The organism is Pseudomonas marincola, assembly GCF_900116605.1.
In the GTDB taxonomy this organism is placed as follows: domain Bacteria; phylum Pseudomonadota; class Gammaproteobacteria; order Pseudomonadales; family Pseudomonadaceae; genus Aquipseudomonas; species Aquipseudomonas marincola.
In genome coordinates, this window is the sequence record NZ_FPBC01000001.1 from 629196 (window position 1) to 651927 (window position 22732).

The following is a 22732-nucleotide window of genomic DNA, read 5'->3' on the forward strand; positions in this document are numbered from 1 at the left end:
TACTTTTTTTAGCCGCAATCCGAACACAGGCCTACCGCTCACTACTTATAGATGTTTATTGGAAGCCAATACATCACCTCTACAGAGAGACCACAAATCACATAAATAGTTGATTTTTATGTATTTTAAATAGAATAGCGATATCTGCCTGCCGTTTTCAGGCTGTCGAAAAACGGCCGATCCCCCCCTCATCACAGATGAGAATACACACCAACCAGTTGTAATTATTTGTTTGATTAGACTCTTTCTCTGCGCTATCTTGTGCCCGACCCGCCCTGCAATCGCAACACATTTGCAGCGCTCAATCTTTGCGTTATGCACTTTCAAACACTCAGGAAACCGGCATGTTTAATGATCTGAAAAATAAGAAAGTCCTGGTCACTGGCTCCACCAAAGGCATTGGCCTGGCGGCAGCATTAGAATTTGCCAAACAAGGCGCCATCGTCGGCATTAACAGCCACCAGATGGACGCGGATGCAGAACAAGCGATTTCCCAATTTGAACACCTGGGCGCAACTTTTGCCTACTTCCAGCACGACCTAAGCCGCAGCGACGAATGCGCTGCACTAGTAAGTGCGTTTGTTGAAAAATTTGGCGCTCTGGACGTGCTGGTTAATAACGCTGGCGGCCTCGGGATTCGCGCCGGTCTGGAAAGTCTGGATGATGCAGCTTATGACCTGGTCTTTGATCTGAACATCCGCTCGGTAGTCATGACGACCAAATACGCGATCCCTCACCTTAAAGCCTCTGCTGCCTCGAGTGGCACAACCGCAGCGGTTATCAGCACCGGCTCAATTGCCGGCCGCGAAGGGGGTGGTCTGGGCGCTTGCCTTTACGGCGGCTCGAAAGCTGTGATTCATAACCTGCACCGCAACTGGGTGAAAGAATTCACCAGCAGCAATATCCGTTTCAACGTTGTCGCCCCGGGCACGATCGACACCGCGTTCCATGACGATAAAAGCCCTGAGCTTAAGGAAAAGATCCGCAATTCGATTCCAATGGCGCGCTTTGGCACCTCAGAAGAATGTGCCCCCACGTATCTGTTCCTGGCTTCACATCAGGCCAGTGGCTACATCACAGGGCAAGTGATTGACGTTAACGGCGGGCAGATGTGTCCGTAATCGCTCGAAGCTCACAGAGCCAATAAGCGCTGTCACGCCCCGGACACTCGCCGGGGCGCCTCACTTCATTATCAGGACATTCATATGCATCTCCAAGGGCATCAGCTCATCGGCCAGCAGTCCATTGCTGCGTCTGGTAAACCGATTCACGCAGTGAACCCTGCCACTGGACAGCGCCTGGAACCCGGCTACGCCAGTGGCGCCGCTCACGAAGTAGAACAAGCCTGTCAGCTGGCTTGGTCAGCGTTTGATGCGTATCGCGAGACAACGCTGAGTGCACGCGCTGATTTCCTTGAAACCATTGCACAACAGATCGAAGCCATTGGCGACGCACTGATCGAGCGCGCCATGCTAGAGACAGGTCTGCCCCGCGCCCGACTTGAAGGTGAGCGGGGTCGCACGTGTGGCCAACTGCGCTTGTTTGCCAGTGTTGTCCGCGCAGGCGAATGGCTTGATGTACGAATTGACCCGGCACAACCGGAACGCAGCCCTCTGCCACGGGCAGACTTGCGCCAGCGCCAAATTGCACTCGGCCCAGTCGCTGTTTTCGGCGCCAGCAACTTTCCATTAGCCTTCTCGGTGGCCGGCGGAGATACCGCATCAGCACTGGCTGCTGGCTGCCCGGTCATTGTCAAAGCGCACTCCGCTCACCCCGGAACCTCGGAGCTGGTTGGCCGCGCTGTGCAACGTGCAGTTGCCCTGTGCGAACTGCCGGAGGGCGTGTTCTCACTGCTGTTTGGTGCCGGTAACGACCTTGGCCAAGCATTGATTACTGATCCGCGCATTCAAGCCGTGGGCTTTACCGGCTCACGCAGTGGCGGGACCGCGCTGATGCAAACGGCCAATAACCGCCCACAACCCATCCCGGTTTATGCCGAGATGAGCAGTATCAATCCAGTGGTACTCATGCCATCGGCATTGGAAGGTCGTGCAGAAGCACTGGGGCAAGCGTTTGTAGCCTCGCTGAATATGGGCGCAGGCCAGTTCTGCACCAACCCGGGCTTGGTGCTTGCAGTAAAGAGTGAGCCTCTCGAGAGGTTTATCGCATCGGCGGCCAGCGTAGTGAAAGACAGCGCACCGCAAACCATGCTGACCCCGGGCTTCTGCCAGGCCTACAGCAACGGACTTAAGCAACTGCAAGAAAGCGGCAAGGTCAGCGAGATCGCCTCAAGCAAGCTGCCGACAGACTCTGCAAGCCCGTGCCATACCACGCTGTTTCGAGCGAGCGCTGCCGACTTCATCAGCCATGAATGCCTGCAAGCTGAGGTATTCGGTTCGTGCTCGCTGATTATCGAATGCGCCGACATGGCCCAATTACAGACCGTACTCGAGCACCTTGAAGGCCAGCTGACGGCCACTCTGCATATGGACGAAGCCGACCACAGCGCGGTGCGCGCATTGCTGCCGACGCTTGAGCGAAAGGCCGGAAGAATTCTCGCTAACGCTTGGCCTACCGGGGTTGAGGTGTGTCAGGCGATGGTTCACGGCGGCCCTTGGCCCGCCACCTCCGACAGCCGGAGTACATCTGTGGGCAGCGCGGCTATCTATCGATTCCTGCGTCCCGTTTGCTATCAGGATTTGCCGCAAGCACTACTGCCAGAAGCCCTCAGAGACGACAACCCACTGTCCATCTCTCGCTTGCTCGATGGCGCGCGGCAGCAGTAAACACAGGTCTTGGCGCAGCCGTTCACGTGCACTGTCGCTGCATGTGAACGGCTGCGTTAAGGATTCAGACACCTGAGAAACCCGAGCCCTCATAGATTCCCCATCCGCAGAATCAAGCAGGGGCGCGGTCATGACAATCGCTGGACGTCGTATGTCACATGCACAGCCCACATTGGATGCCTTCGCAGCAAGCAGCAACGGGCTCGGCCTTGAGCCGCATAGTGCATACCAAGGCACATCCATCGCCTTCTGCACCTCAGCCTTAGGCACCCTGCCCCGCTCGCAGCAGATTCAACTCGCGTTGCTGCAACAATTGAAAGCGGCCGGCGTAGAAACTGTTGAAATAAGCCGAAAGTCATTACCGCAGACATTCAGGGAGTTTCAGGGTCTGGGCCGGGCGTGCAGGATCACAGGGCTGCAGGTTATCTATCACGCGGACGACACCCTGTGGAATGCTGGCTTTATCTCAGCAAGCCTTAACACACGCCTGGCTGAAGCCGCTGCACTAGGCGCACAGGCAATCAAACTTTCACTCGGCCACTACCCGGGAAAACTGGCCGCAGGCTGGCCTCAACTGTTCAAACAGTTCAACCGCCCTGCTCAGCCTCTGGTATGGCTCGAGAACGATAAAACACTGGGTGGCGGCAGCCTCAACCCGCTGCAAAACTGCCTGAATGACGCCGCCTCTATGGGTTTTACCCTCGGCATGGCCTTTAACACGGCTAACTGGCACTGGTGTGGTGTAGACCCATTGCTTGCCGCGAAACGCCTGGCCAGATATGTCCGCCAGTTAGCCTGTCTAAATCTGGAGCACACCTGCACAGCCCTGAGCAGCGAAACAGCCAGTGTAGGGTGCTGCCAACTGCACCAGCTCTTGCCTGAGCTAAGCCATGTTTCAACACTAACAATTGAGCAATCACTCAATGCCTCAGCCCAGCACAATGATCAACTCAGGCGTACAAACCCACTGAGTGATTGTATGACTGAGCACATTAAATACTTTCGTGCTCTGACTCACAGGGCTGAGCTAACGAGCCTTCGCTGTGCAAAAGCTCAATAACCCAATAGAAAAACAAGAACCTGTTGAAGGACGAAATTGAGCATGCACAACTCCGCGTTCTCGATAACCAGAAAAAAACCTAACGCCCCCGAAATCATCACCTTTGGCGAGGCCATGGCCTTGTTGATTGCACAGTCAACGGGCGATCTTGCAGAAGTCGAGCATTTCGAACGCCGAATTGCAGGCGCCGACACCAACGTGGCCATCGGCCTGGCAAGGCTTGGCTTTCACGTGGGCTGGCTGAGCCGGGTGGGCAGCGACAGCTTGGGTCGCTATATCCGCAAGACCCTTGAGGACGAAGGCCTGGATTGCCAACACATGCGCACGGACCCAAACCTGGCGACCGGGATAATGTTCAAGTCCCGAGCCGAGGGAGCGGCAGACCCCAGCGTTGAATACTTCCGCAAAGGCAGCGCTGCCAGCGCGCTCTCCCCTGACGATGCCCGGGATCTGGACTTTACATCACTGCGCCACTTGCACGTTACGGGCATCCCCCCTGCGCTTTCCGACTCATGCTTGGCGCTCACTCAGCACATGCAGGAAAACGCACGGCGGGCAGGTGCGAGCATATCCTTCGACCCTAATTTACGCCCAAGCCTTTGGCGCAATGAGGCGTATATGCGCACCACGCTAAACGCAATCGCCAGCAACGCGGATTGGGTGCTGCCCGGCTTGGCAGAGGGCCAATTATTAAGCGGCTACGAAAAACCAGAAGACATTGCCAACTTCTACCTGGACCGTGGCTGCAAAGCCGTGATCATCAAGCTGGGGAGTGAAGGCAGCTTTTACCGCGGCGTACTTGAAGGCGCACTGACAGACACGGTCATGCCTGGCATTGAAGTCGACACCGTGGTCGACACTGTCGGCGCTGGAGATGGCTTTGCCGTGGGCGTGATAAGCGCGCTGCTAGATGGATTGTCGCCTGCGAGAGCCCTACTGCGCGGCAACTTGATCGGCGCTCAGGCCGTTCAGGTGTCCGGCGACATGGAAGGTTTACCAACCCGCCAGATACTGCAAACGCTGGAACATACAGCCAATGCACAGCAAAGAGACAGAGCTAAATGCTAAAGCGAGAGCGCTAACAAGCAATAATAATTACAAATAAACTCAAATCTGCTGTTTATGTATGCAGACAGCACCTTGCACCCCGAATTCACGATCAAACACTCACAGCGGCCGTACGCAAAACCCCAGATAAATCAGGCCTCTCCTTCGGCTAGAGCACTTCAACAGCGAAATGTTGGCGTCATAATCAAGGCCACTGAAAAGATGTAAATATTTGTTTGATTTGTTAAAAATTCGCACTTATAGTTTGTCCAGTACACCCACTGCCTCCAATGGAAACCGATATGAGTGCAACTGATCACACCCCAAGCAAAACCTTATCCAGTTCAGCCAAAGCAGGCTTGATGCGCGCGTCCACTGCGTCGCTGCACACCATCCTGTTCAAGCGTGGTCTGCGAAACACCTTCATTCAGGGCGTAAGCAAAATTAACCAGGGCGCTGTGAAAATGGTCGGCCAGGCATTCACCCTGCGTTACATCCCGGCCCGCGAAGACATCGATACAGTTGCAGCCTTCAAAGACCCTAAACACCCACAGCGAGTCGCTGTAGAAACGGTTCCCGAAGGGATGATCTTGGTCAATGACTGCCGTCAGGATGCAACAGCAGCCAGCGCAGGCAGCATTTTGCTGACGCGCCTTGATTATCGTAAGTGCGCGGGCTTTGTGTCCGATGCCGGCATCCGCGATTCAGAGCACGCGGCAACCATGAGCATGCCGATTTTTTGCGCCAAGGCCAGCGCCCCAACCAACCTGACCAAGCACCATGGTGTGGATATTCAGGTGCCAATCGGTTGCGGCGGTGTTGCCGTTTTCCCCGGTGACGTGTTGGTCGGCGACCATGACGGCGTCATTGTTATTCCACTGGAAATTGCAGAAGACGTCGCCGAAGAAGCCATGAGAATGGAAGCGTTCGAAGATTACGTTCTTGAAAAAGTACGCACCGGCACTCCGGTTATAGGGCTGTATCCACCAAGCGAAGAAGCCCAGGCGGAATACAAGCGTTATGTAGAGAGCCGCTAATCACAAGCTGAATCAGCACCCGAAAACACATAATAAAAATACAGGTGAACCTCACCATGACACTGTTTACCGCAACGCCTTTGTCACGTCATGCCAGACGTCTACCCAGCGCCAAACCTAAACATACATCAGCCCCCATCGGGCACATGAAGTGTCCTGTCGTTCACCGTATTTCTATTCAACGCTCATCTCGTTTCAGCCTCAGCCCGCTGCACAGAATGGAGATGCTCAGCCGCAGAAATGTGGTCAGCACTTTACTTCATCAAACGTGCCTGTACTCACTTGAGCCAAACGGCTCAGGGTTACCCATTCAGCTAGCACCGGGTTAAGTCGCGCTAAAAACTTGTCGGATACCCGACATTTCTGCCGCCCTGTAAGGGCAACCCCAACGCACCCCCTATTCATCTTGCCAAATATGGCGAGACGGGGGCGCCTGTTTAAAAATCGGAGCAATACAATAATGACAAAAACAACATCCCGCTCACTGGTGGTTCTGGCCGCAAGCAGCCTGGCATTAACGGTGCCGCTTGCCAGCCAGGCTGAAGGTTTTACAGATGATGCAAAGGTAACCGTGGGCCTGCGCAACTACTACATCAACCGCAACTTCACTAATCCGGCCTACCCGCAGTCGCAAGCAGAAGAGTGGACGCAAAGTTTAATTATTGATGCCCGCTCAGGCTTCACTCAGGGCACCGTAGGTTTCGGTGTTGATGTGCTGGGCCTCGGCGCGATCAAGCTTGATGGCGGTCGCGGCTCGCGGGGCACACAACTATTGCCCGTACACGACGATGGCCGACCAGCCGACAGCTTCGGCCGCCTTGGGGTTGCGGGTAAGGCACGCCTCTCCAAAACTGAATTGAAGGTGGGCGAATGGATGCCTGTGTTGCCGATCCTGCGCTCGGATGACGGCCGCTCCCTGCCGCAAACATTCCAGGGCGGCCAACTTACATCTGCAGAGATCACGGACTTGACGCTTTACGGCGGCCAATTTCGCGCTAACAGCCCCCGAAATGATGCCAGCATGGAAGACATGAGCTACAAGAACGGCAGCTCAGATCGATTCAATTTTGCAGGTGGTGAATACTCATTCAACGACAAGCGCACACTGGTAGGCGCTTGGTACGCCCAACTGGAAGATGTCTACAACCAACAGTATTACAACCTGGTTCACAGCGAACCTGTTGGCGATTGGGTGCTTGGCGCCAACCTCGGCTACTTCAACGGCGAAGACGATGGCAGTGCACTGGCTGGTGCGCTGGACAACCAAACCTACTCCGGCCTGCTCTCTGCCAAAACTGGCAACCATGCGTTCTTTATTGGCTTGCAAGAAGTCAGCGGTGACAGCGGTTGGGTCAATTAGTTAAAATGGCCACTGCTACGGCCACAGCACCTGAGCGTTCAAGCCCACTGATTACTTAGCGATTAATGGGTTGACTCAGATGCTGAAAATACTTGGTTTCAGTCAGCATCACTCACCCATAAATTCAACAATTTTTGCCCGCAGCCAACGCTCGGCGCAGTCGTTATCTTGAGCGCTGCTCCAGGCCATCGACAGCTTCGACTGGGCAATTTCAAATGGCGGCGGCTCAGCACGTAAACCGCCGCCTGCAACCAGTTCGGCAGCGGCATAGTCAGGCACGGTCGCGAGCAGTTCGGAACCGGCGAGCAACGAGCGCAAGCCATTAAATTGTGGCACTGCCAGCACCACATTACGGGCCCGGCCGATACGCGCGAAGTCGCGGTCGATATTGCCGCACAAGTCACCAGAAAACGACACAAGTGCATGCGGCCTGCAGCAGTATTCCTCTAATGTCAGCGGGCCTGGCCGGTCATCTGCACGCAGGACCATGGTGTTGATTGAGCGCAATGTTCGGCATTTTGCGTTAGCCGGCAGGTTCATCACGTAGCTGACACCCACTGAAATCTCACCCGACTCTAATTGCCCGGGCATCAACAAAAAGTTTGTCCGCCGAATGACCACAACAAGGTTGGGCGCTTCCTGCCGGAGGTTGTTGAGTAGCGGCGGCAACAGCCCGCACTCAACGTCATCCGAAAGGCCAATGCGCAAAGTCAGCTTGCTGCTGGCTGGGTCGAACTCCTGCGCATAACTCAGCGCGTTGGACATCGAGTCCAGAGCGGGACGCAATTGCTCAAATATTTCCAGCGCACGCTTAGTCGGCTCCATTGTGCGGCCGGTACGGATAAGTAATTGATCATTGAAGAAATCCCTGAGGCGGAGCAGTGCATTACTTATTGCCGGCTGTCCGAGAAACAGCTTCTCGGCCGTGCGGGTCAGATTGCGCTCAAGCATCAGCACTTCAAAGATGATTAACAGGTGAAGATCCACCTTGCGCATATCATTGCGATTCATCGCATAAATCTCCGCAACCGAAAAAACTGCAACCGTGGATACAGCTAAACGACATGGCGCCGACCCGAAGGCCGGCGCCGCTATTTCAGCGCGTTAACGCCGCATAGCTATTCATCAGGTTGCGGTAGTTGGGGATACGCTCAGACAGCAGATTGCCCAAGCCTTCGATGTCATTGCGCCAGTCACGGTGAAGCTCGCAGGCCACGGCAAACCAGTTCATCATTTGCGCACCTGCCACAGTCATGCGGTTCCAGGCGGCTTGCTGAACGGTTTCATTGAACGTGCCGGAAGCATCGGTCACCACAAACACTTCAAAGCCTTCAGCCAATGCCGACAACGTAGGAAACGCGACACAAACGTCGGTGACCACCCCGGCAATAATCAATTGTTTGCGGCCCGTGGCCTTGATGGCCTTAACAAAGTCTTCGTTATCCCACGCATTGATCTGCCCCGGGCGAGCGATATAAGGCGCGTCCGGAAACATGGCTTTAAGCTCAGGAACAATCGGCCCGTTCGGCCCCTGCTCAAAGCTTGTGGTGAGAATGGTCGGCAACTCGAAGAACTTGGCCAGATCGGCAAGCGCCAGCACATTGTTCTTGAACTCGTTGGGTGTGAAGTCCTGAACCAGAGAAATCAAGCCGGTCTGGTGGTCGACCAACAGCACAACAGCATCATCTTTATTCAGACGCGAATAGGTCTTTACAGTACTCATAGGTGACTCCTTGGTGGCTGGATGTGATTGAATCTACTGGCGCTCGTTCCAGCTCGGTAGAAAGCAGCCAGTTACGCAAAACCTCAGGTTTATAACGTCTGCCCTGCCAGCAAGTGGCGGACTTGCACGGGGACACCAGCAATCTGCAATCGCCTGGCCTGAGCCTCTATTCGCTGCTCGGCCCGTGTCACCCGGTTGTGGTGGCGCAAGTGCTCAAGCCACGACTCGTCATAGAAGACTTCCAGCCAGCGCTGTCTGTTCTCGGTGTCTTGCACCAGCCCCCACGAGAACGCGCCATTGCGCCGACGCATTCGCCGAACCTCGTTCATGGCCTGCTGAAATGCAGGCCAGTCATCGGCTGCGATCTGGTATTCAACTGTGACCATGACCGGCCCCTGATCCGGGCTTTGTCCGTCCAGCAGAACGGGCACCGGCCAATGCAACGAAGGCGCTAAGTCTTCCGCTTCGGTGACTGGCAGCTTGAAATAGGCCGTCATGCAAATCCCCAACAGCAATGCAATGGCGGCAAGACAGAGCGCATAAACAATCGAGCTTTGACTGGCGACATAGCCCCACAACAAGCCTCCGCTGGCCATGCTGCCGAAGAACACCAGGATATATACGGATAAGGCGCGGGCGCGTACCCAGCTCGGAACCGCTGTTTGCGCCGCCACCTGCAAAGACGACAGCACGGCAATCCAAGCGGCTCCACTGATAAACATAACGGGCAGCAGCAACCGAAAATCGCGCACAAAAGCCAGGGCAAGAATTACCAGCGCATAGAGCACACTGGCGCCCACAACCAGCCAGTCGGCGCTTATCTTCTCGCGCACCTTCGGCAAAAGTGTTGCGCCTGTAACAGCCCCCACGCCAACACTGCCAAGCAGCAGGCCGAAATCTGCGGCGCTGCCATGCAATTCCTGGCGCACGATCAGCGGGAGCAACGACATACCGCCGCTGGCCCCCAGAAAGAACGCAAAGGCGCGTACCAGAACTGCCTGTAACGACTTCGAAGCCCGGCTGTAGCGCCAACCCGCACGGATCGCGCCCCATAGCCGTTCCGCCGGGAGTACTGCGGGTGTCACCTCGCGGCGCCAGAACAGCAGCACGGCAATTACCGCGAAGAATGACAATGAGTTAAGCGCGAATGTTGCCCACGGCCCGCTCATGCTAACCAGCACACCTGCGATGGCAGGGCCAATTGCCCTGGCGACATTGACCCCGACACTCGACAACGCAATCGCCGCGGGCAAATCGGCCTTATCGACCAACTCCGGTGTCAGTGCCGACCATGCTGGCATCATCAACGCGGTGCCGATGCCCATGCACAATGTCAGCACCAGCAGCAGCGTGACGGTCATCTGGCCACTCAAGGTCAGCAGCGCCAAAGCCATTGCGACCCCGGCCATCCACACCTGCACCGTCAGTAAGTAACGGCGTCGGTCAACAATGTCGGCCATGGCTCCCGCTGGCAGCGCCAGGAAGAACATCGGGGCGCTGCCGGCAACCTGCACCAGCGCCACATTCAGCGGGCTGGCTGATAGCGAGGTCATCAACCAGCCCGCCCCAACCTCATGCATCCAGGTGCCAATATTGGAGGCGATGCTGGCCAGCCACAGCCAGCGAAAGGTTTTGTAACCGAGCGGGCTCCAAGCCGATGACTGCGCCATGCTACGCACCTCAGAAGGCAAAACAGGAGCAGCCGAATGCACCCCAGAACCCCTGAAAATCACTTACAGGGACTGTGGACAGACGCGCCTTCTCGTGGCTGTGCGCATGCACACCACAAGCGCCTGCACATTGATGAACCTGCAATGCCTGCGGGGCCGATGGGCGCCAATGCCCCGGAACATTGACCACGGGTGACCAGTCCGGCATGACGGGGACTGACGGCGGCGACAACCTGTCGAACTCATCTGCGCCGTAAACCACCTTGCCACCCACCACTGTCAGCACCGACTCGATCCACTTAACGGCCTCGTCCTCGACCGTGAAGTAGTCAGCCGACAGGGCAATCATGTCCGCCAGCTGGCCAACCTTGATCTGTCCCTTCTTGCCCTGCTCTGACGAAAACCAGGCGCTGCCATGGGTGAATAGCTGCAGCGCGGTTTCACGTGAAAGGCCTTGAGGATAAAGCGCCATCCCCCCGACAGTCTTGCCACTCACCAGCCAGTAGAGCGAGGTCCACGGGTTGTAACTGGAGACTCGCGTGGCATCAGTACCGGCGCCAACCGGCACACCCTCAGCAAGCATGCGCTGAATGGGCGGTGTTTGTTCAGCCGCCTGTTTGCCATAACGATCGACAAAATACTCGCCCTGAAACGCCATTCGGTCCTGAATCGCGATACCGCCACCCAGCGCGCGCACACGCTCGATATTGCGTGGGGTAATGGTTTCTGCGTGATCGAAAAACCACGGCAGTCCATTGAACGGAATATCTCGGTCAACTTTCTCGAACACATCGAGCATCCGCGAAATAGATTCGTCATAGGTTGCATGCAGCCGGAACGGCCAGCGGTGTTCGACCAGGTGGTGCACAACAGGCTCCAGCTCATCTTCCATATTTGCAGCAAGATCCGGGCGCGGCTCGACAAAGTCTTCAAAGTCAGCCGCAGAGAACACCAGCATCTCCCCTGCACCGTTGTGCCGGAGAAAATCATCGCCCTGATGCAGCTTTACCGAACCGGTCCAGCTCTTGAAGTCCTCCAGCTCTTCCTTGGGCCGTTGGGTAAACAAGTTGTAAGCAATACGCACGGTCAGCTGATTAGCTTTGGCCAGCTCTTCAATAACCGCATAGTCATCGGGATAGTTCTGAAAACCACCGCCAGCATCAATAGCGCTGGTAACCCCAAGCCGGTTCAACTCACGCATGAATTGGCGGGTTGAGTTCACCTGATACTCAAGCGGCAGCTTTGGTCCCTTGGCCAGGGTTGAGTAAAGAATCATCGCATTCGGCTTGGCCACCAACATGCCGGTTGGCTCACCATTGGCATCGCGCTGAATTTCGCCGCCTGGCGGATTGGGGGTGTTGCGGTCGTAGCCCACCACGCGCAGAGCAGCGCGATTGAGCAAGGCGCGGTCGTAAAGATGCAGCACAAAGACCGGGGTGTCGGGCGCCGCCTGATTAAGTTCATCAAGGCTCGGCATGCGCTTCTCGGCAAACTGGAATTCGTTCCAGCCACCCACCACTCTCACCCACTGCGGGGCAGGTGTCACATCGGCTTGCGCCTTGAGCATCCGCAAGGCGTCAGCCAGAGACGGCACGCCTTCCCAGCGCAGTTCAAGGTTGTAGTTGAGGCCGCCACGAATCAGGTGCAAGTGCGAGTCATTGAGGCCGGGTACAACCGTACGTCGCTGCAGGTCGATCAACTGCGTGGAACTGCCGCGCATGCTCATCGCGTCGGCGTCGCTGCCCACTGCAACAAAACGACCATCCTTGATGGCAACAGCCGTCGCATGCGGGTTGTCGCGGTCCACGGTATGCAAACGGCCATTGAAAAGAATCAGATCGGCGCTCATGACTATCTCCTTAAATGTGTCTGGCAATACACCTGCGCCCGTCGTTGAACTAAACAGGCATGGTCTTTCAGGTATCGCCGGCAACAAGCTGATGACGGGCGTACTCACACTCGCCGACTAAAACGCGTGGCTTACTCAGCGTGGCTTGAGCCAATTGGCAAATAACGCTGTCACCCGCGGCATGAACAAATAAACAACCAGAAGCACAATGCTCAGGGTGATCAGGGCATTGCTGAGAAAATACCCACCGAGCAGGGGCAATCTGGCAAAGAGCGGTTGCCACAACAAAGGCACCACCAGGCTCAAGGGCAAGATCACCAAAAAGGTAATACAGGCTTGTTTCCAGCGTGCCGGCGGCTCGTTCGCCGTTGGGGTAAACCAGAACTCGCGATTGGCTTCGACCTGAATCTGGTCGCCATCCGCCAGCAACGGCTGCACTTCCTCGATCAAATGCCGCCGTTCACTGGAATCCAGCCAGCACTGCAACTCCCCGGTGCCGACAAAACGCAGTACGCAAACAAACCGGTCAGCATCCCTGATCACATTGACCCCCAAGTGCCCTGGGTAGGTGCTGGCAATCTGAGTCGTGCGCCGCAACCATTTCTCATAAGCGGGCTGCTGTCCGGCCTTAACCCGGTGACGCACGATCAGAGTGACTATTTCGGGCTCGTCCATCGCATCTCCCAGAATCTTCAAATACGCTAGTTGATCGACGCCAAAGGGCTGCCCGGTTCAAAAACTCTGGGGCCGAGCGCAAGACTGCCGCCACCGGTGATCGCCAAAGTGCTGAAGATGATTAACAACAACCAGGCAAACTGCGCTTGCTCAAAACTCCACTGCGGATGCACCAAAAACACAGAGACCACCAGCAGGAACACCACCGGCAAACAGGCCAGCCGGGTAAACAAACCGAGCACAATCAGCAGCGGACACAGCACCTCGGCAAATATCGCCAAGCTGACGGTCAAGGCACCGCCCAGACCAAAGGGATCTTCGATTACTTCTGCCTGCTGGCTGAAGTGCAGCAACTTGGGTAAGCCGTGCACTTGCAGCAGCAGGATCGAAGCACTCGCCCTGAGCCATAAGAGCGCCCAGTCAACAGCCGAATTTCGCATGTGAATAACCCGATGCAGTGTTGAATTGAGCGCACCTTGGCGCGGCGCCAAAGCCTTAGTGACCCTCAGACGCATTGAACATGGTCTTGGCGTAAATCAGGCCAAGGCCATACGCACCGCCATGCTCGATCGAGGTTTTAACCGTTTGATCGTAGGTTTCACCGCGTGCCCAGTCGCGTTGCAACTCCAGCAAATACTGCAGAGCGGTCATGGGCCGTGCGCCGATCTGGATCATGCGCTGCATCGCCATTTGATGGGCTTCATCGGACACGTCTCCGCAGGCATCGGCGATGACATAAACATCGAAACCTTGATCAATCGCCGAGAGCGCAGGACCCACGATGCACACAGAGGTCCACAAACCCGCCAGGACAATTTTCTGTTTGCCGGCGGCGTTGACCTCAACCGAGATACGCTCGTCTTCCCAGGTGTTCATACTGGTACGGTCGATGACGTTGTAGTCGGGAAAAACCGACTTGATCTCGTTGAAAATCGGACCAGAGAAGCTCTTCTCGGCAACCGTTGTAAGAATGGTTGAAACCCCGAATTCCTTGGCGGCTTTAGCCACCAATGCGGCGTTATTGCGCAGGGTCACGGCATCAATCGACTTGGTCGCAAACGACATCTGTGATTGATGATCAATCATGATCAGGGTGTGATCATTAGGGTTCAAAAGTGTCTTGCCGGGTGCAGCTTTAGCAGTCGCCATGATGGTGTCCTCTGGGTGGTTTAACGGGAGTAATGGGGCTTATTTCAGGTGCTTCTTCAGCTCCGCACCTGCTTGCAGCATTGCCGACTGCGCACCACTTATATGCGCCAGCGGATTGAGCAAACCAAAATCGTGGATCATGCCGTTGTAACGAGTTGCAGTGACGTCCACCCCGGCGGCATCAAGCTTGCGTGCATAGGCTTCACCCTCATCACGCAGCACATCGAACTCGGCGGTCTGAATCAGTGCAGGCGGGAGTCCCTTGAGTTGTTCACTGTTCGCACGCAGCGGAGAGGCGTACAGATCTGAACGCTGCTTATCGTCCGTGGTGTAGTTGTCCCAGAACCACTTCATCAGTGGCTTGGTAAGGAAATGCCCCTGGGCAAACTGGTTGTATGAGGCTGTTTCCAGATTGGCATCGGTGACAGGCCAGAGCAGCGCCTGGAACTTGATGGTGGGCGTGCCCTTGTCCTTGGCCATGAGGCTGACAACCGCGGCCATGTTGCCGCCGACACTATTGCCCGCAACCGCAAGCCGCGAGGCATCCACGCCAATCTCCTTGCCGTGCTCGGCGACCCATTGAGTCGCTGCGTATGCCTGATTGATCGCGGTTGGGTAATGCGCCTCCGGGGACGGGGTGTAATCGACATACACCGCCACAGCGCCCGAGTTCACCACCAGATCATGAATAAGCCGCTCATGGGTTGGATAGTCACCCAGTACCCAGCCGCCGCCGTGGAAGAACATGAATACCGGTAGCGTTGCGTTGGCACCCGCCGGGCGCACAATGACCAGTTTCAGCGGCTTGCCATCTACTTCAATGGTTTTGTCTTCGACTTGTGTTCCCGACAAATCGACCTTTACCGACGCTTGCGCGCCCACCAGAACTGCTCGCGCCTCTTTGGGCGTCATCTGCTCAAGGGGCTTGCCTCCACCTGCAGCAAGGGCCTCCAAAAATGCCTGGGTATCCTGTTCGACTCCCGGGCTTCCGGCAGCAAGCGCAGCGCTCGCCGAGACACTCATTGCAACGGTTGATAAATACTTTTGCATGGCCATGACTTTTCTCTCGAACTGAGGTTAATGAATACCGAAACGCCCTGCGGGGGCTTTCTGGGACTCGCGACTGCATGCGAGAAATCATCTTCAAAGCGCAGAGAAAAATTGACCAGTTAAGGGTTGTTAATTGTCATTAGGCGCTGCTTAACAGCTGTTAATGAACGCTATACATGCACCCTGCAAAGCAGTTGTTTACACCCACAGAAAGTGGCGCCCACCCGCGGATGGCGCTGTTGAGGATGGGTTTAACAACACAGGGAAACAGACCAAATCAATCGGTGCCGGGAAGCCGCGAATGACTCAAGAGAAGGGATATAACGCAGGCATATTCACTGGCTATAAGCGCTGACAGCGGCGGTCAGCGTTATTACAGCGCGTATTTTTTGGCGGCGTGTGAGGGCTGGCGATGGGCGTAACGTTTGTTGTTTATCCGAAAATCAGCACTTTCGCTGAGCTTTTCCAAAGCATAAACGCGGGTGAAATTAAGCAGGCGATAATGCACCACCTCTTTACCCATCTCGATGGTCAGTAAAGACTTGGCAGCCAGTTGCACCACGGCGTCAAAAATGGCCGCCTCAGTGACTGACTTGCAACCAATCAAGGCAATCGCCTGCTCAAGCGTGACGGCCTCCTCGAAGGTTGCAAAACGCTGGAAAATGATCTGCTCGATTGGCGTCAGCAACCGATAACTCCACTCCAGCGAAGCGCGCAGCGAATGATGGCGAGGCAAGGCCGTGCGTGCGCCCTGCATCGACAACCAGAAACAACTGTCCAACTGCGCAAGCAGCCCCTTTAAACCGAACACATTGACATAAGATGCTGCGAGCTCAATCGCCAGAGGTATGCCTTCCAGCCGACGGCAAATATCGACAACCACCGGCACATCACAGTCGCGGAATCTGTATCCCTCCTGATGCGCAACCAAGCGACTGACAAACAGCTGAACCGCTGAATAGCCAAGCGCACTGTCGCAACTCAGATAAAGGGCGCTGTCTGGGATGTTCAATGCAGGCAAACGCTGTACGCATTCAAGACTGACCAAAAGCGGCTCACGGCTGGTTGCAAGAACCGACAGTCGAGGGGCACTTTTGAGCAACGTCTCCACCAGTTCGGCGCAGGCATCGATAACGTGTTCGCAGTTATCCATTAGCAGCAGTAAATGACGATCAGCAAGATAGCGGCAGAGAGGTTCTGGCAGCTCGCTGCTCAGCCCCAATGCCAAAGACACCTGGGCGCATACCAGCGCTGGGTCATCAATTTCGGCAAGATCAACGAAGATCACTCCATCCGTGTAGTAATCCTGCAACAACTCGGCGGCCCGAACGGCCACTGTAGTCTTGCCAATTCCGCCGGCACCGACCACCGTTGTTAAGCGCCGCCCCGGCATGAGCCGCACCATCCGGTCGATAATTGCGTCGCGGCCTCTGATTTGAAACAAGCGTGCAGGGAGTTTCAGAAGAGGCGACTGAAATAACTCAGTGACCGCCTGGCCATCAGCTGAAGCCTCAACTTGGGCGACAAAACTGTATCCACGCAGGGGAACATTAATGATAAATCGCTGGCCATTTACGCCGTCACCCAACGCGCGGCGCAAGGCGGCAATGTGCACGCGCATGTTTGACTCTTCCACAACAGTCGAAGGCCAGACGTGAGCGATTATTGACTCCTTGCTGACAATATCTCCTGCGTGCTCAAGGAGTAGATGCAGAATGTCGAGCGCCTTGCTTCCGATCCGAAGCGGACAATCGCCTTTGAAGATGATTCTCTTGTGCACATGGAAGCTGAACGAACTGAATCGCAGTACTCCTTCCATGCACAGCCCCTTTGGGTGATCCATATATTTCAAGCGCCATCGCCACGACGTCGATACGTGCTCAGCACTCCTCCATCAGCAGTGTCAGCCTAAAGCTTGGCAGACAATCTGCGACATGGATGGATCAATAGGGGCCCAATACGGCCAACGATGCGTCTGATACGGACGTACTAAGAAAACTGCCGACGATACTGGCTGGGCGGCAATCCCAAACGCTCAACAAAAAGGTGGCGCATCCGCCTGGCGCTGCCAAAACCACTTCGGTAAGCCACTGTTTTTAAAGGCAAGTCACTGGTTTCCAGGAGTCTTCGTGCACTGTCGATGCGTGCACTCTGAACGAACTCCATGGGCGTCATATTCAGCTCCCGACTGAACAGCCGCGTGAAATGGCGTGCGCTCATCGAGGCTAAACTGGCCATGCGCTCAACGTTCAAATCCTCGGCCAAATTCTCCAGCACGTAATTGCGGACTCTGAACACCGGGGTATCGTCTTTCGCAACATCGGCGACCAGAGGACTGAACTGCATTTGTCCGCCCTGCCGGGTCATAACCACCAACAGGACTTTGGCCACCGCAAGCGCAATGGCCTTGCCGTGATCTTCCTCTACGATCGACAGCGCCAAATCGATCCCCGAGGTAACCCCGCCAGAGGTATACAAATTACCGTCGCGAATGAATATGCGGTCTGTTTCAACTTGGGCGCGGGGAAATTGTTTTGCCAGTCGCTCGGTATAGTTCCAATGCGTCGTCACTTGCCGTCCGTCGAGTAGCCCTGCCTTGCCAATAACGAAAGCGCCAGTGCAAATCGAAACCAAACGCCCGACCTGACTAGTCATTTTGTTTAACCAGCAATCAAGGGCTGGATCATGTCGGTTATAAGCGCCGGGACCGCCCGGTACCAATAAGACATCAAATGACCCGGATACTTGCTCAATCGACATATCCGCAGCCAGCATCATGCCGTTTGAAGCACGTACCGACAAACCGTCCGACCCGATAGTGGTTATCTGATATTGACAGTCTGGTTCAAGGTAGCGATTGGCAATCGAGAAGACCTCAACCGGCCCGGAAACATCGAGCAGCAGCAGATCTTGAAATAACACCACAGCGATTGTCTTCATTTTACGGCCTTAAATTCTCTAAACAGACGTGCCCAATTGATTGTTCAATCGTCTCGCCCCTGTGCAATCAACGCGCGGGATAATCGGCAACTACTTGCTCTGCCCCGTCCTGCGTCAGGCCAATGACCTGATAAGCCTGCTGTACGTCGCCCATCTCCATGCCCGGTGATCCTGCCGGCATGCCCGGAACCGCGATGCCAACCAGATCGGTGCGTTTGGCCAAATCGATGACCTGTTGCGCGGGCACATGGCCTTCTACAAACTTGCCGTTGATAACGCCGGTGTGGCAGGCCGAAAGGCGCGGCGGAACGCCAAGTTGTTGTTTGACGGCACTCATGTCTGGCTCGATGTGATCGACCACGGTGATACCGTTGGACTCAAGGTGTTCGATCCATTTTTTACAGCAACCGCAGTTGGCGTCGCGGTGTACATCAATGGTCAACGCCTCGCTGGCCTGAACGATGGATGACACCAGCATCGTCGCCAATAACAATGCGCGTGCGCCTTTACGTTTTGCTTGCATGCTGATGCTCCTGACCACGGGTCCAAGATTAAAGAGTCTAATGAACAGCGCGCCGCTATCATGCAGAAAAACAGCCTGAAAAAACCTTGCAGGCATCATGAAATCACAAGCTTAGCCGAGTAAATCGTTCAGGAAGACTGCTGTGAATAATCCCATGCCGATAAATGCCCGCGAGGTTTATCAGCTGCTTAAAGACGCCGCGATTGGTAGCCGCGATTGGCGTCTGATTAAGCGCGAACCGCAGAGCGACTCAAGCCAGCAACTCGCTACCGTCGAGATCGATAGCTGGCAGTTGAAGTTGCTGGTCGATGCCGGGCATCTCGTCCACTGCCAGCACTGCACAGCCGCCGATGGGCGCCACGCCTCACTTGAAAGCTGGCAGCGCCACGGCACTGATCCGCTCGAGTTTCTCAGCGTTTGGGAGCGCACCCAGCTGGAGCGACTGCTCACGCCTGACTCAACGCTTTAACGCGCCTCGCCCGGCAGCACAAACCCTGTTCCCGGTTAGCCGTATAATCCGCACGATCATGTGCGCCAACATGCGCCTGATCTTGGGGTTAGAAATACGCTAACAAGTGCGCGGCAATCGTCCAAGCTCAGCGCAAATCGCAAGCAGCCGTTAAACTAGGCAACACCTATGCACACCTCAAACCCTGCTCGGCTGCCAAAACCAGCCGAGAGCGCAGCGTGGTGCCCACGGCGATTCATCTGCGCCCTAGCGCTAACAATATCGGCCTTACACGTGCCTAGCTAGCCCGGCCATATCGGCGTTTAGGCAACACCAAAACCAAGGAAATTGCCATGCATGAAGGATCAAGCGTACTGCAAATCATTGTGGTGTTTTTAGTCGCCACCGTGGTTGCAGTGCCATTGGCCAAGCGCCTGCAACTGGGCGCGGTTTTGGGCTATTTGCTGGCGGGCGTGGTCATTGGCCCTTCGGTACTCGGTTTAATCAGCGACCCGCAAAGCGTCGGTCATATCTCCGAGTTGGGCGTGGTGTTATTGCTGTTTATCATCGGCCTCGAACTCTCCCCCCGGCGCCTCTGGCTGATGCGCAAAGCGGTGTTTGGCGTCGGCATGGCGCAGGTGCTGCTCACCGGATTACTGATTGCACTGGTGGCCATGTATGCCTTTGGTCAGTCACTGAACACCGCGGTAGTTCTTGGCCTGGGGCTGGCGCTTTCATCCACCGCCCTGGGCTTGCAAATGCTCGCCGAGCGCAAGGAGCTGAATAAACCCCACGGCCGTCTGGCCTTCGCCATTCTGCTGTTTCAGGACATCGCCGCAATCCCGCTGATTGCGCTGGTTCCCATCCTCAGCGGCACCAGCGACATGAGCATGCACGCCAGCGATACCGGCCAGGTGCTGAAAGTACTCGGCAGTATCGGCGTAGTCGTCGTTGGCGGGCGGTATCTGTTGCGGCCAGTGTTTCGCATCGTCGCCAAGACCAACTTGCAGGAGGTCTCCACCGCTACCGCGTTGCTGGTGGTAATCGGCACAGCTTGGCTGATGGAACTGGCAGGCGTGTCGATGGCACTCGGTGCATTCCTTGCAGGCTTGCTGCTGGCTGACTCGGAATACCGCCATGAACTCGAATCGCAAATTGAGCCATTCAAGGGGCTGCTGCTGGGCCTGTTTTTCATCAGTGTGGGGATGACCGCAGATCTTGGTCTACTGCTCACCGATCCGCTGATGGTTTTGGGGCTCACGGCATTGTTGGTGTTGTTAAAGCTGCCGGTGCTCTATGCGGTCGGCCGTCTGGCCGGTGATCTGGATCGTCAGGGTGCTTTGCGTTTGGGCATTGTGCTGGCAAGTGGCGGTGAATTCGCTTTCGTGGTGTTCCAGATCGCCAACGACAACGGCATGTTCGCTCCGCACGTACACAGCCTGCTGATACTCGCCATTACTTTGTCGATGGCGATGGCGCCGCTGCTGATGCTACTGGCCAGCCGCTTGAGCAAGCCGCAGCCGGTGATTGAGCCCGAAGTCCCAGATGAATACCGCAATATGGACAGTGACGAGCCGCGTGTGGTCATTGCCGGCATGGGCCGGATGGGCCAGATTATCGCGCGTATTCTGCGCGCCCAGCGTGTGCCCTTTGTCGCGCTGGACACCGAAATCGCCAGTATCGAGCTGCAACGCAGCATCGGTAATATGCCCATCTTCTATGGTGACCCGCTGCGCCCGGAAATCCTCCGCGCTGCTCAAGTCGGCAAAGCTGAATGTGTAGTGGTCGCCAGTGATGACCCCGACACCAACTTCAAGGTGGTCGAGCTGGTCCGCAACCTCTATCCGCATGTCAAAGTCATTGCCCGAGCGCGCAACCGGCAGAACGTTCATCGCCTGATCGACCTTAAGGCGCAGGTGGTCCGCGAAACCTTCCACTCAAGCCTCGAAATGAGCCGGCTGACGCTAATCAGCCTGGGCCTCAGCGAAGAGCAAGCCAGCTCACGGGTGCGCCGTTTCCAGCGCCATGACGAAGAAGTGTTGGCCGCCCAGCACAAAGTGCATGGCGACAAGGCTGCGGTGATGCAAACCGCCAGAGAGGCCCGCGCCGAACTCGAAACGCTGTTCGACAGCGACGCCATTGAACCAAAAGGTTTGAAATAAAACCGCTAGCTTTTCATGCACATACAAAAACGCCCTGAACATGTCAGGGCGTTTTTAATCCAGCATCAGGTATCAGACGTTAAGCACCACACGGCCACGGCTCGGGCAAGTGCTCATGTACTGATGCGCGGCGCCAACTTTGTTGAATGCAAAGCTTTTATCAATCAGCGGTTTCAGCAAGCCGTCCGCCGTCAGCTGATTGATGCCTTGCAAGGCTTTGGCCACCGCCGCTTTATCCTGCTCGATGCCCAACTCCTTTTTACCGGTAAAGTTACCGATGCAGTGAACAAAGAACTGAATGTTCTTCTGGAACGCTGCACAGGCAGGGAAAGGTGTTTCATTACCGCCCTGCAACCCGTACAAAACCAGACGCCCGCACGGTGCCAAAGCATCGCCAAGCAGGCACATGGTCGGCCCGCCCAAGGCATCCATGACGATATTGACGCCACGGTTGTCGGTCAGCTTGTTGATACGGGTCACCAGATCCTGCTCTTCGGTGACAATTACATGATCAGCGCCAAGCTCGCGGACAAAATCGCGGTCTTCAGCGTCATCAATCGCGGCGATCACTTGCCCGCCCAGTGCTTTGGCCATTTGTACGACGTACGGCCCCCAGCACTTGTTGGCAGCCGTCACCAATACGGTTTCACCCGCCTTGATGCGCGCCAACTCGACCAGACCAAACCAGCCGACCATTGATGGCAGAAAGTGCACACTGGCCTGCTCGGCAGTCAGGTTGTCGGCGTAGCGCGTCACAGAACCACGCGGCAACACCACTTCGTCCGCATACGCCGGATAGTCATTGGGGCTGTGCGCCGGGAAGCTGGCGACCTTATCGCCAACAGCCAGATCATCTACACCCTCGCCGACGGCCAGAATCACGCCCGCGACTTCGAAGCCCAAACCCGCTGGCAATTGTGCGGCTGTTGGCGCCAGATTCTGCCGCCACAGTACGTCGTGCCAGCTGACTCCGATTGATTCGACGCCGATCAACACTTCGCCAGCGGCAGGCGCAGGGCGCGAGCGCTCTTCGATTTTGAGGACGTCTGCCTCGCCAAACTGATGGAAACGGATGATACGGGACATCAAAAACCTCTTCGGTTGACCCCTTTAGACTCAAACTTTATAGGGCCTTTGTCAGTAACACCATCTGCCTGTAGTAATACTGATCATGCTTGGCGATGATGTTACCCCTGTCCAATATTAACCGCTTGCGCGGCTATATTGCTAAAGCGAAATGCGCCGCAATGGCC

At 55.9% G+C, this 22732-nt stretch carries 18 protein-coding genes and 1 pseudogene; 7 read left to right on the forward strand and 12 right to left on the reverse strand.

Going from position 1 to position 22732, the window contains the following annotated elements; all coding sequences use genetic code 11:
• Window positions 1–344 precede the first annotated feature (344 nt).
• The 5 genes and pseudogenes from BM395_RS03130 to BM395_RS03155 form a co-directional block, all read left to right on the forward strand.
• Window positions 345–1121 (forward strand): SDR family NAD(P)-dependent oxidoreductase, encoded by a 777-nt coding sequence (locus BM395_RS03130; protein ID WP_090508849.1) that lies wholly within the window; start codon window positions 345–347, stop codon window positions 1119–1121.
• A gap of 84 nt (window positions 1122–1205) precedes the next feature.
• Window positions 1206–2786: an aldehyde dehydrogenase (NADP(+)) gene (locus tag BM395_RS03135; protein ID WP_090508850.1), complete on the forward strand. Its 1581-nt coding sequence runs from the start codon at window positions 1206–1208 to the stop codon at window positions 2784–2786.
• A gap of 1102 nt (window positions 2787–3888) precedes the next feature.
• Window positions 3889–4914, forward strand: a complete 1026-nt coding sequence (locus BM395_RS03145) for a sugar kinase (protein WP_090508852.1) — start codon at window positions 3889–3891, stop codon at window positions 4912–4914.
• A 281-nt stretch (window positions 4915–5195) separates the two neighbouring features.
• Window positions 5196–5930, forward strand: coding sequence for a ribonuclease activity regulator RraA (locus BM395_RS03150; RefSeq protein ID WP_090508853.1), 735 nt, complete (start codon window positions 5196–5198; stop codon window positions 5928–5930).
• A 460-nt stretch (window positions 5931–6390) separates the two neighbouring features.
• Window positions 6391–7284: pseudogene (locus tag BM395_RS03155) on the forward strand (OprD family outer membrane porin); the annotation flags it as partial.
• Window positions 7285–7398: 114 nt separating this feature from the next.
• On the opposite strand, the gene BM395_RS03160 reads toward BM395_RS03155, so the two are convergent.
• The 11 genes from BM395_RS03160 to BM395_RS03210 form a co-directional block, all read right to left on the reverse strand.
• Entirely contained in the window at window positions 7399–8301 is a 903-nt protein-coding gene (locus BM395_RS03160; RefSeq protein ID WP_090508855.1) for a LysR family transcriptional regulator, read from the reverse strand.
• 85 nt (window positions 8302–8386) lie between these two features.
• Complete coding sequence (gene ycaC / locus BM395_RS03165; RefSeq protein ID WP_090508856.1) at window positions 8387–9013, reverse strand: isochorismate family cysteine hydrolase YcaC; 627 nt, start codon at window positions 9011–9013, stop codon at window positions 8387–8389.
• A gap of 89 nt (window positions 9014–9102) precedes the next feature.
• The gene (locus tag BM395_RS03170) at window positions 9103–10683 is read right to left on the reverse strand and encodes an MFS transporter (protein ID WP_090508857.1); all 1581 of its coding nucleotides are present in this window, start codon (window positions 10681–10683) and stop codon (window positions 9103–9105) included.
• 10 nt (window positions 10684–10693) lie between these two features.
• Window positions 10694–12532 (reverse strand): amidohydrolase, encoded by a 1839-nt coding sequence (locus tag BM395_RS03175; protein ID WP_090508858.1) that lies wholly within the window; start codon window positions 12530–12532, stop codon window positions 10694–10696.
• 135 nt (window positions 12533–12667) lie between these two features.
• The gene (locus BM395_RS03180; protein ID WP_090508859.1) at window positions 12668–13207 is read right to left on the reverse strand and encodes a putative antibiotic biosynthesis monooxygenase; all 540 of its coding nucleotides are present in this window, start codon (window positions 13205–13207) and stop codon (window positions 12668–12670) included.
• Between the two features lie 26 nt (window positions 13208–13233).
• Window positions 13234–13647 (reverse strand): DoxX family protein, encoded by a 414-nt coding sequence (locus tag BM395_RS03185; RefSeq protein ID WP_090509205.1) that lies wholly within the window; start codon window positions 13645–13647, stop codon window positions 13234–13236.
• A gap of 55 nt (window positions 13648–13702) precedes the next feature.
• Window positions 13703–14356 carry a hydrolase gene (locus BM395_RS03190; RefSeq protein ID WP_090508860.1) on the reverse strand — a complete coding sequence of 218 codons (654 nt, stop codon included), beginning with the start codon at window positions 14354–14356 and terminating at the stop codon, window positions 13703–13705.
• A gap of 39 nt (window positions 14357–14395) precedes the next feature.
• Window positions 14396–15412, reverse strand: a complete 1017-nt coding sequence (locus BM395_RS03195) for an alpha/beta hydrolase (protein WP_090508861.1) — start codon at window positions 15410–15412, stop codon at window positions 14396–14398.
• Window positions 15413–15779: 367 nt separating this feature from the next.
• Window positions 15780–17225: an ATP-binding protein gene (locus BM395_RS03200; RefSeq protein WP_170860538.1), complete on the reverse strand. Its 1446-nt coding sequence runs from the start codon at window positions 17223–17225 to the stop codon at window positions 15780–15782.
• A 170-nt stretch (window positions 17226–17395) separates the two neighbouring features.
• Window positions 17396–18346 carry a GlxA family transcriptional regulator gene (locus BM395_RS03205; protein WP_090508863.1) on the reverse strand — a complete coding sequence of 317 codons (951 nt, stop codon included), beginning with the start codon at window positions 18344–18346 and terminating at the stop codon, window positions 17396–17398.
• Between the two features lie 67 nt (window positions 18347–18413).
• Window positions 18414–18869 (reverse strand): DUF411 domain-containing protein, encoded by a 456-nt coding sequence (locus BM395_RS03210; protein ID WP_090508864.1) that lies wholly within the window; start codon window positions 18867–18869, stop codon window positions 18414–18416.
• A 142-nt stretch (window positions 18870–19011) separates the two neighbouring features.
• Here BM395_RS03210 and BM395_RS03215 point away from each other — a divergent pair, with 142 nt between their 5' ends.
• Both BM395_RS03215 and BM395_RS03220 read left to right on the forward strand, forming a co-directional pair.
• Window positions 19012–19338: a DUF7693 family protein gene (locus tag BM395_RS03215; protein ID WP_244528917.1), complete on the forward strand. Its 327-nt coding sequence runs from the start codon at window positions 19012–19014 to the stop codon at window positions 19336–19338.
• Between the two features lie 332 nt (window positions 19339–19670).
• On the forward strand, window positions 19671–21479 hold the full coding sequence (locus BM395_RS03220; protein WP_090508866.1) for a monovalent cation:proton antiporter-2 (CPA2) family protein: 1809 nt from the start codon (window positions 19671–19673) through the stop codon (window positions 21477–21479).
• 72 nt (window positions 21480–21551) lie between these two features.
• Here the strand turns inward: BM395_RS03220 and BM395_RS03225 are convergent, their stop codons facing one another.
• Window positions 21552–22565 carry a zinc-dependent alcohol dehydrogenase family protein gene (locus tag BM395_RS03225; protein WP_090508867.1) on the reverse strand — a complete coding sequence of 338 codons (1014 nt, stop codon included), beginning with the start codon at window positions 22563–22565 and terminating at the stop codon, window positions 21552–21554.
• Window positions 22566–22732 lie beyond the last annotated feature (167 nt).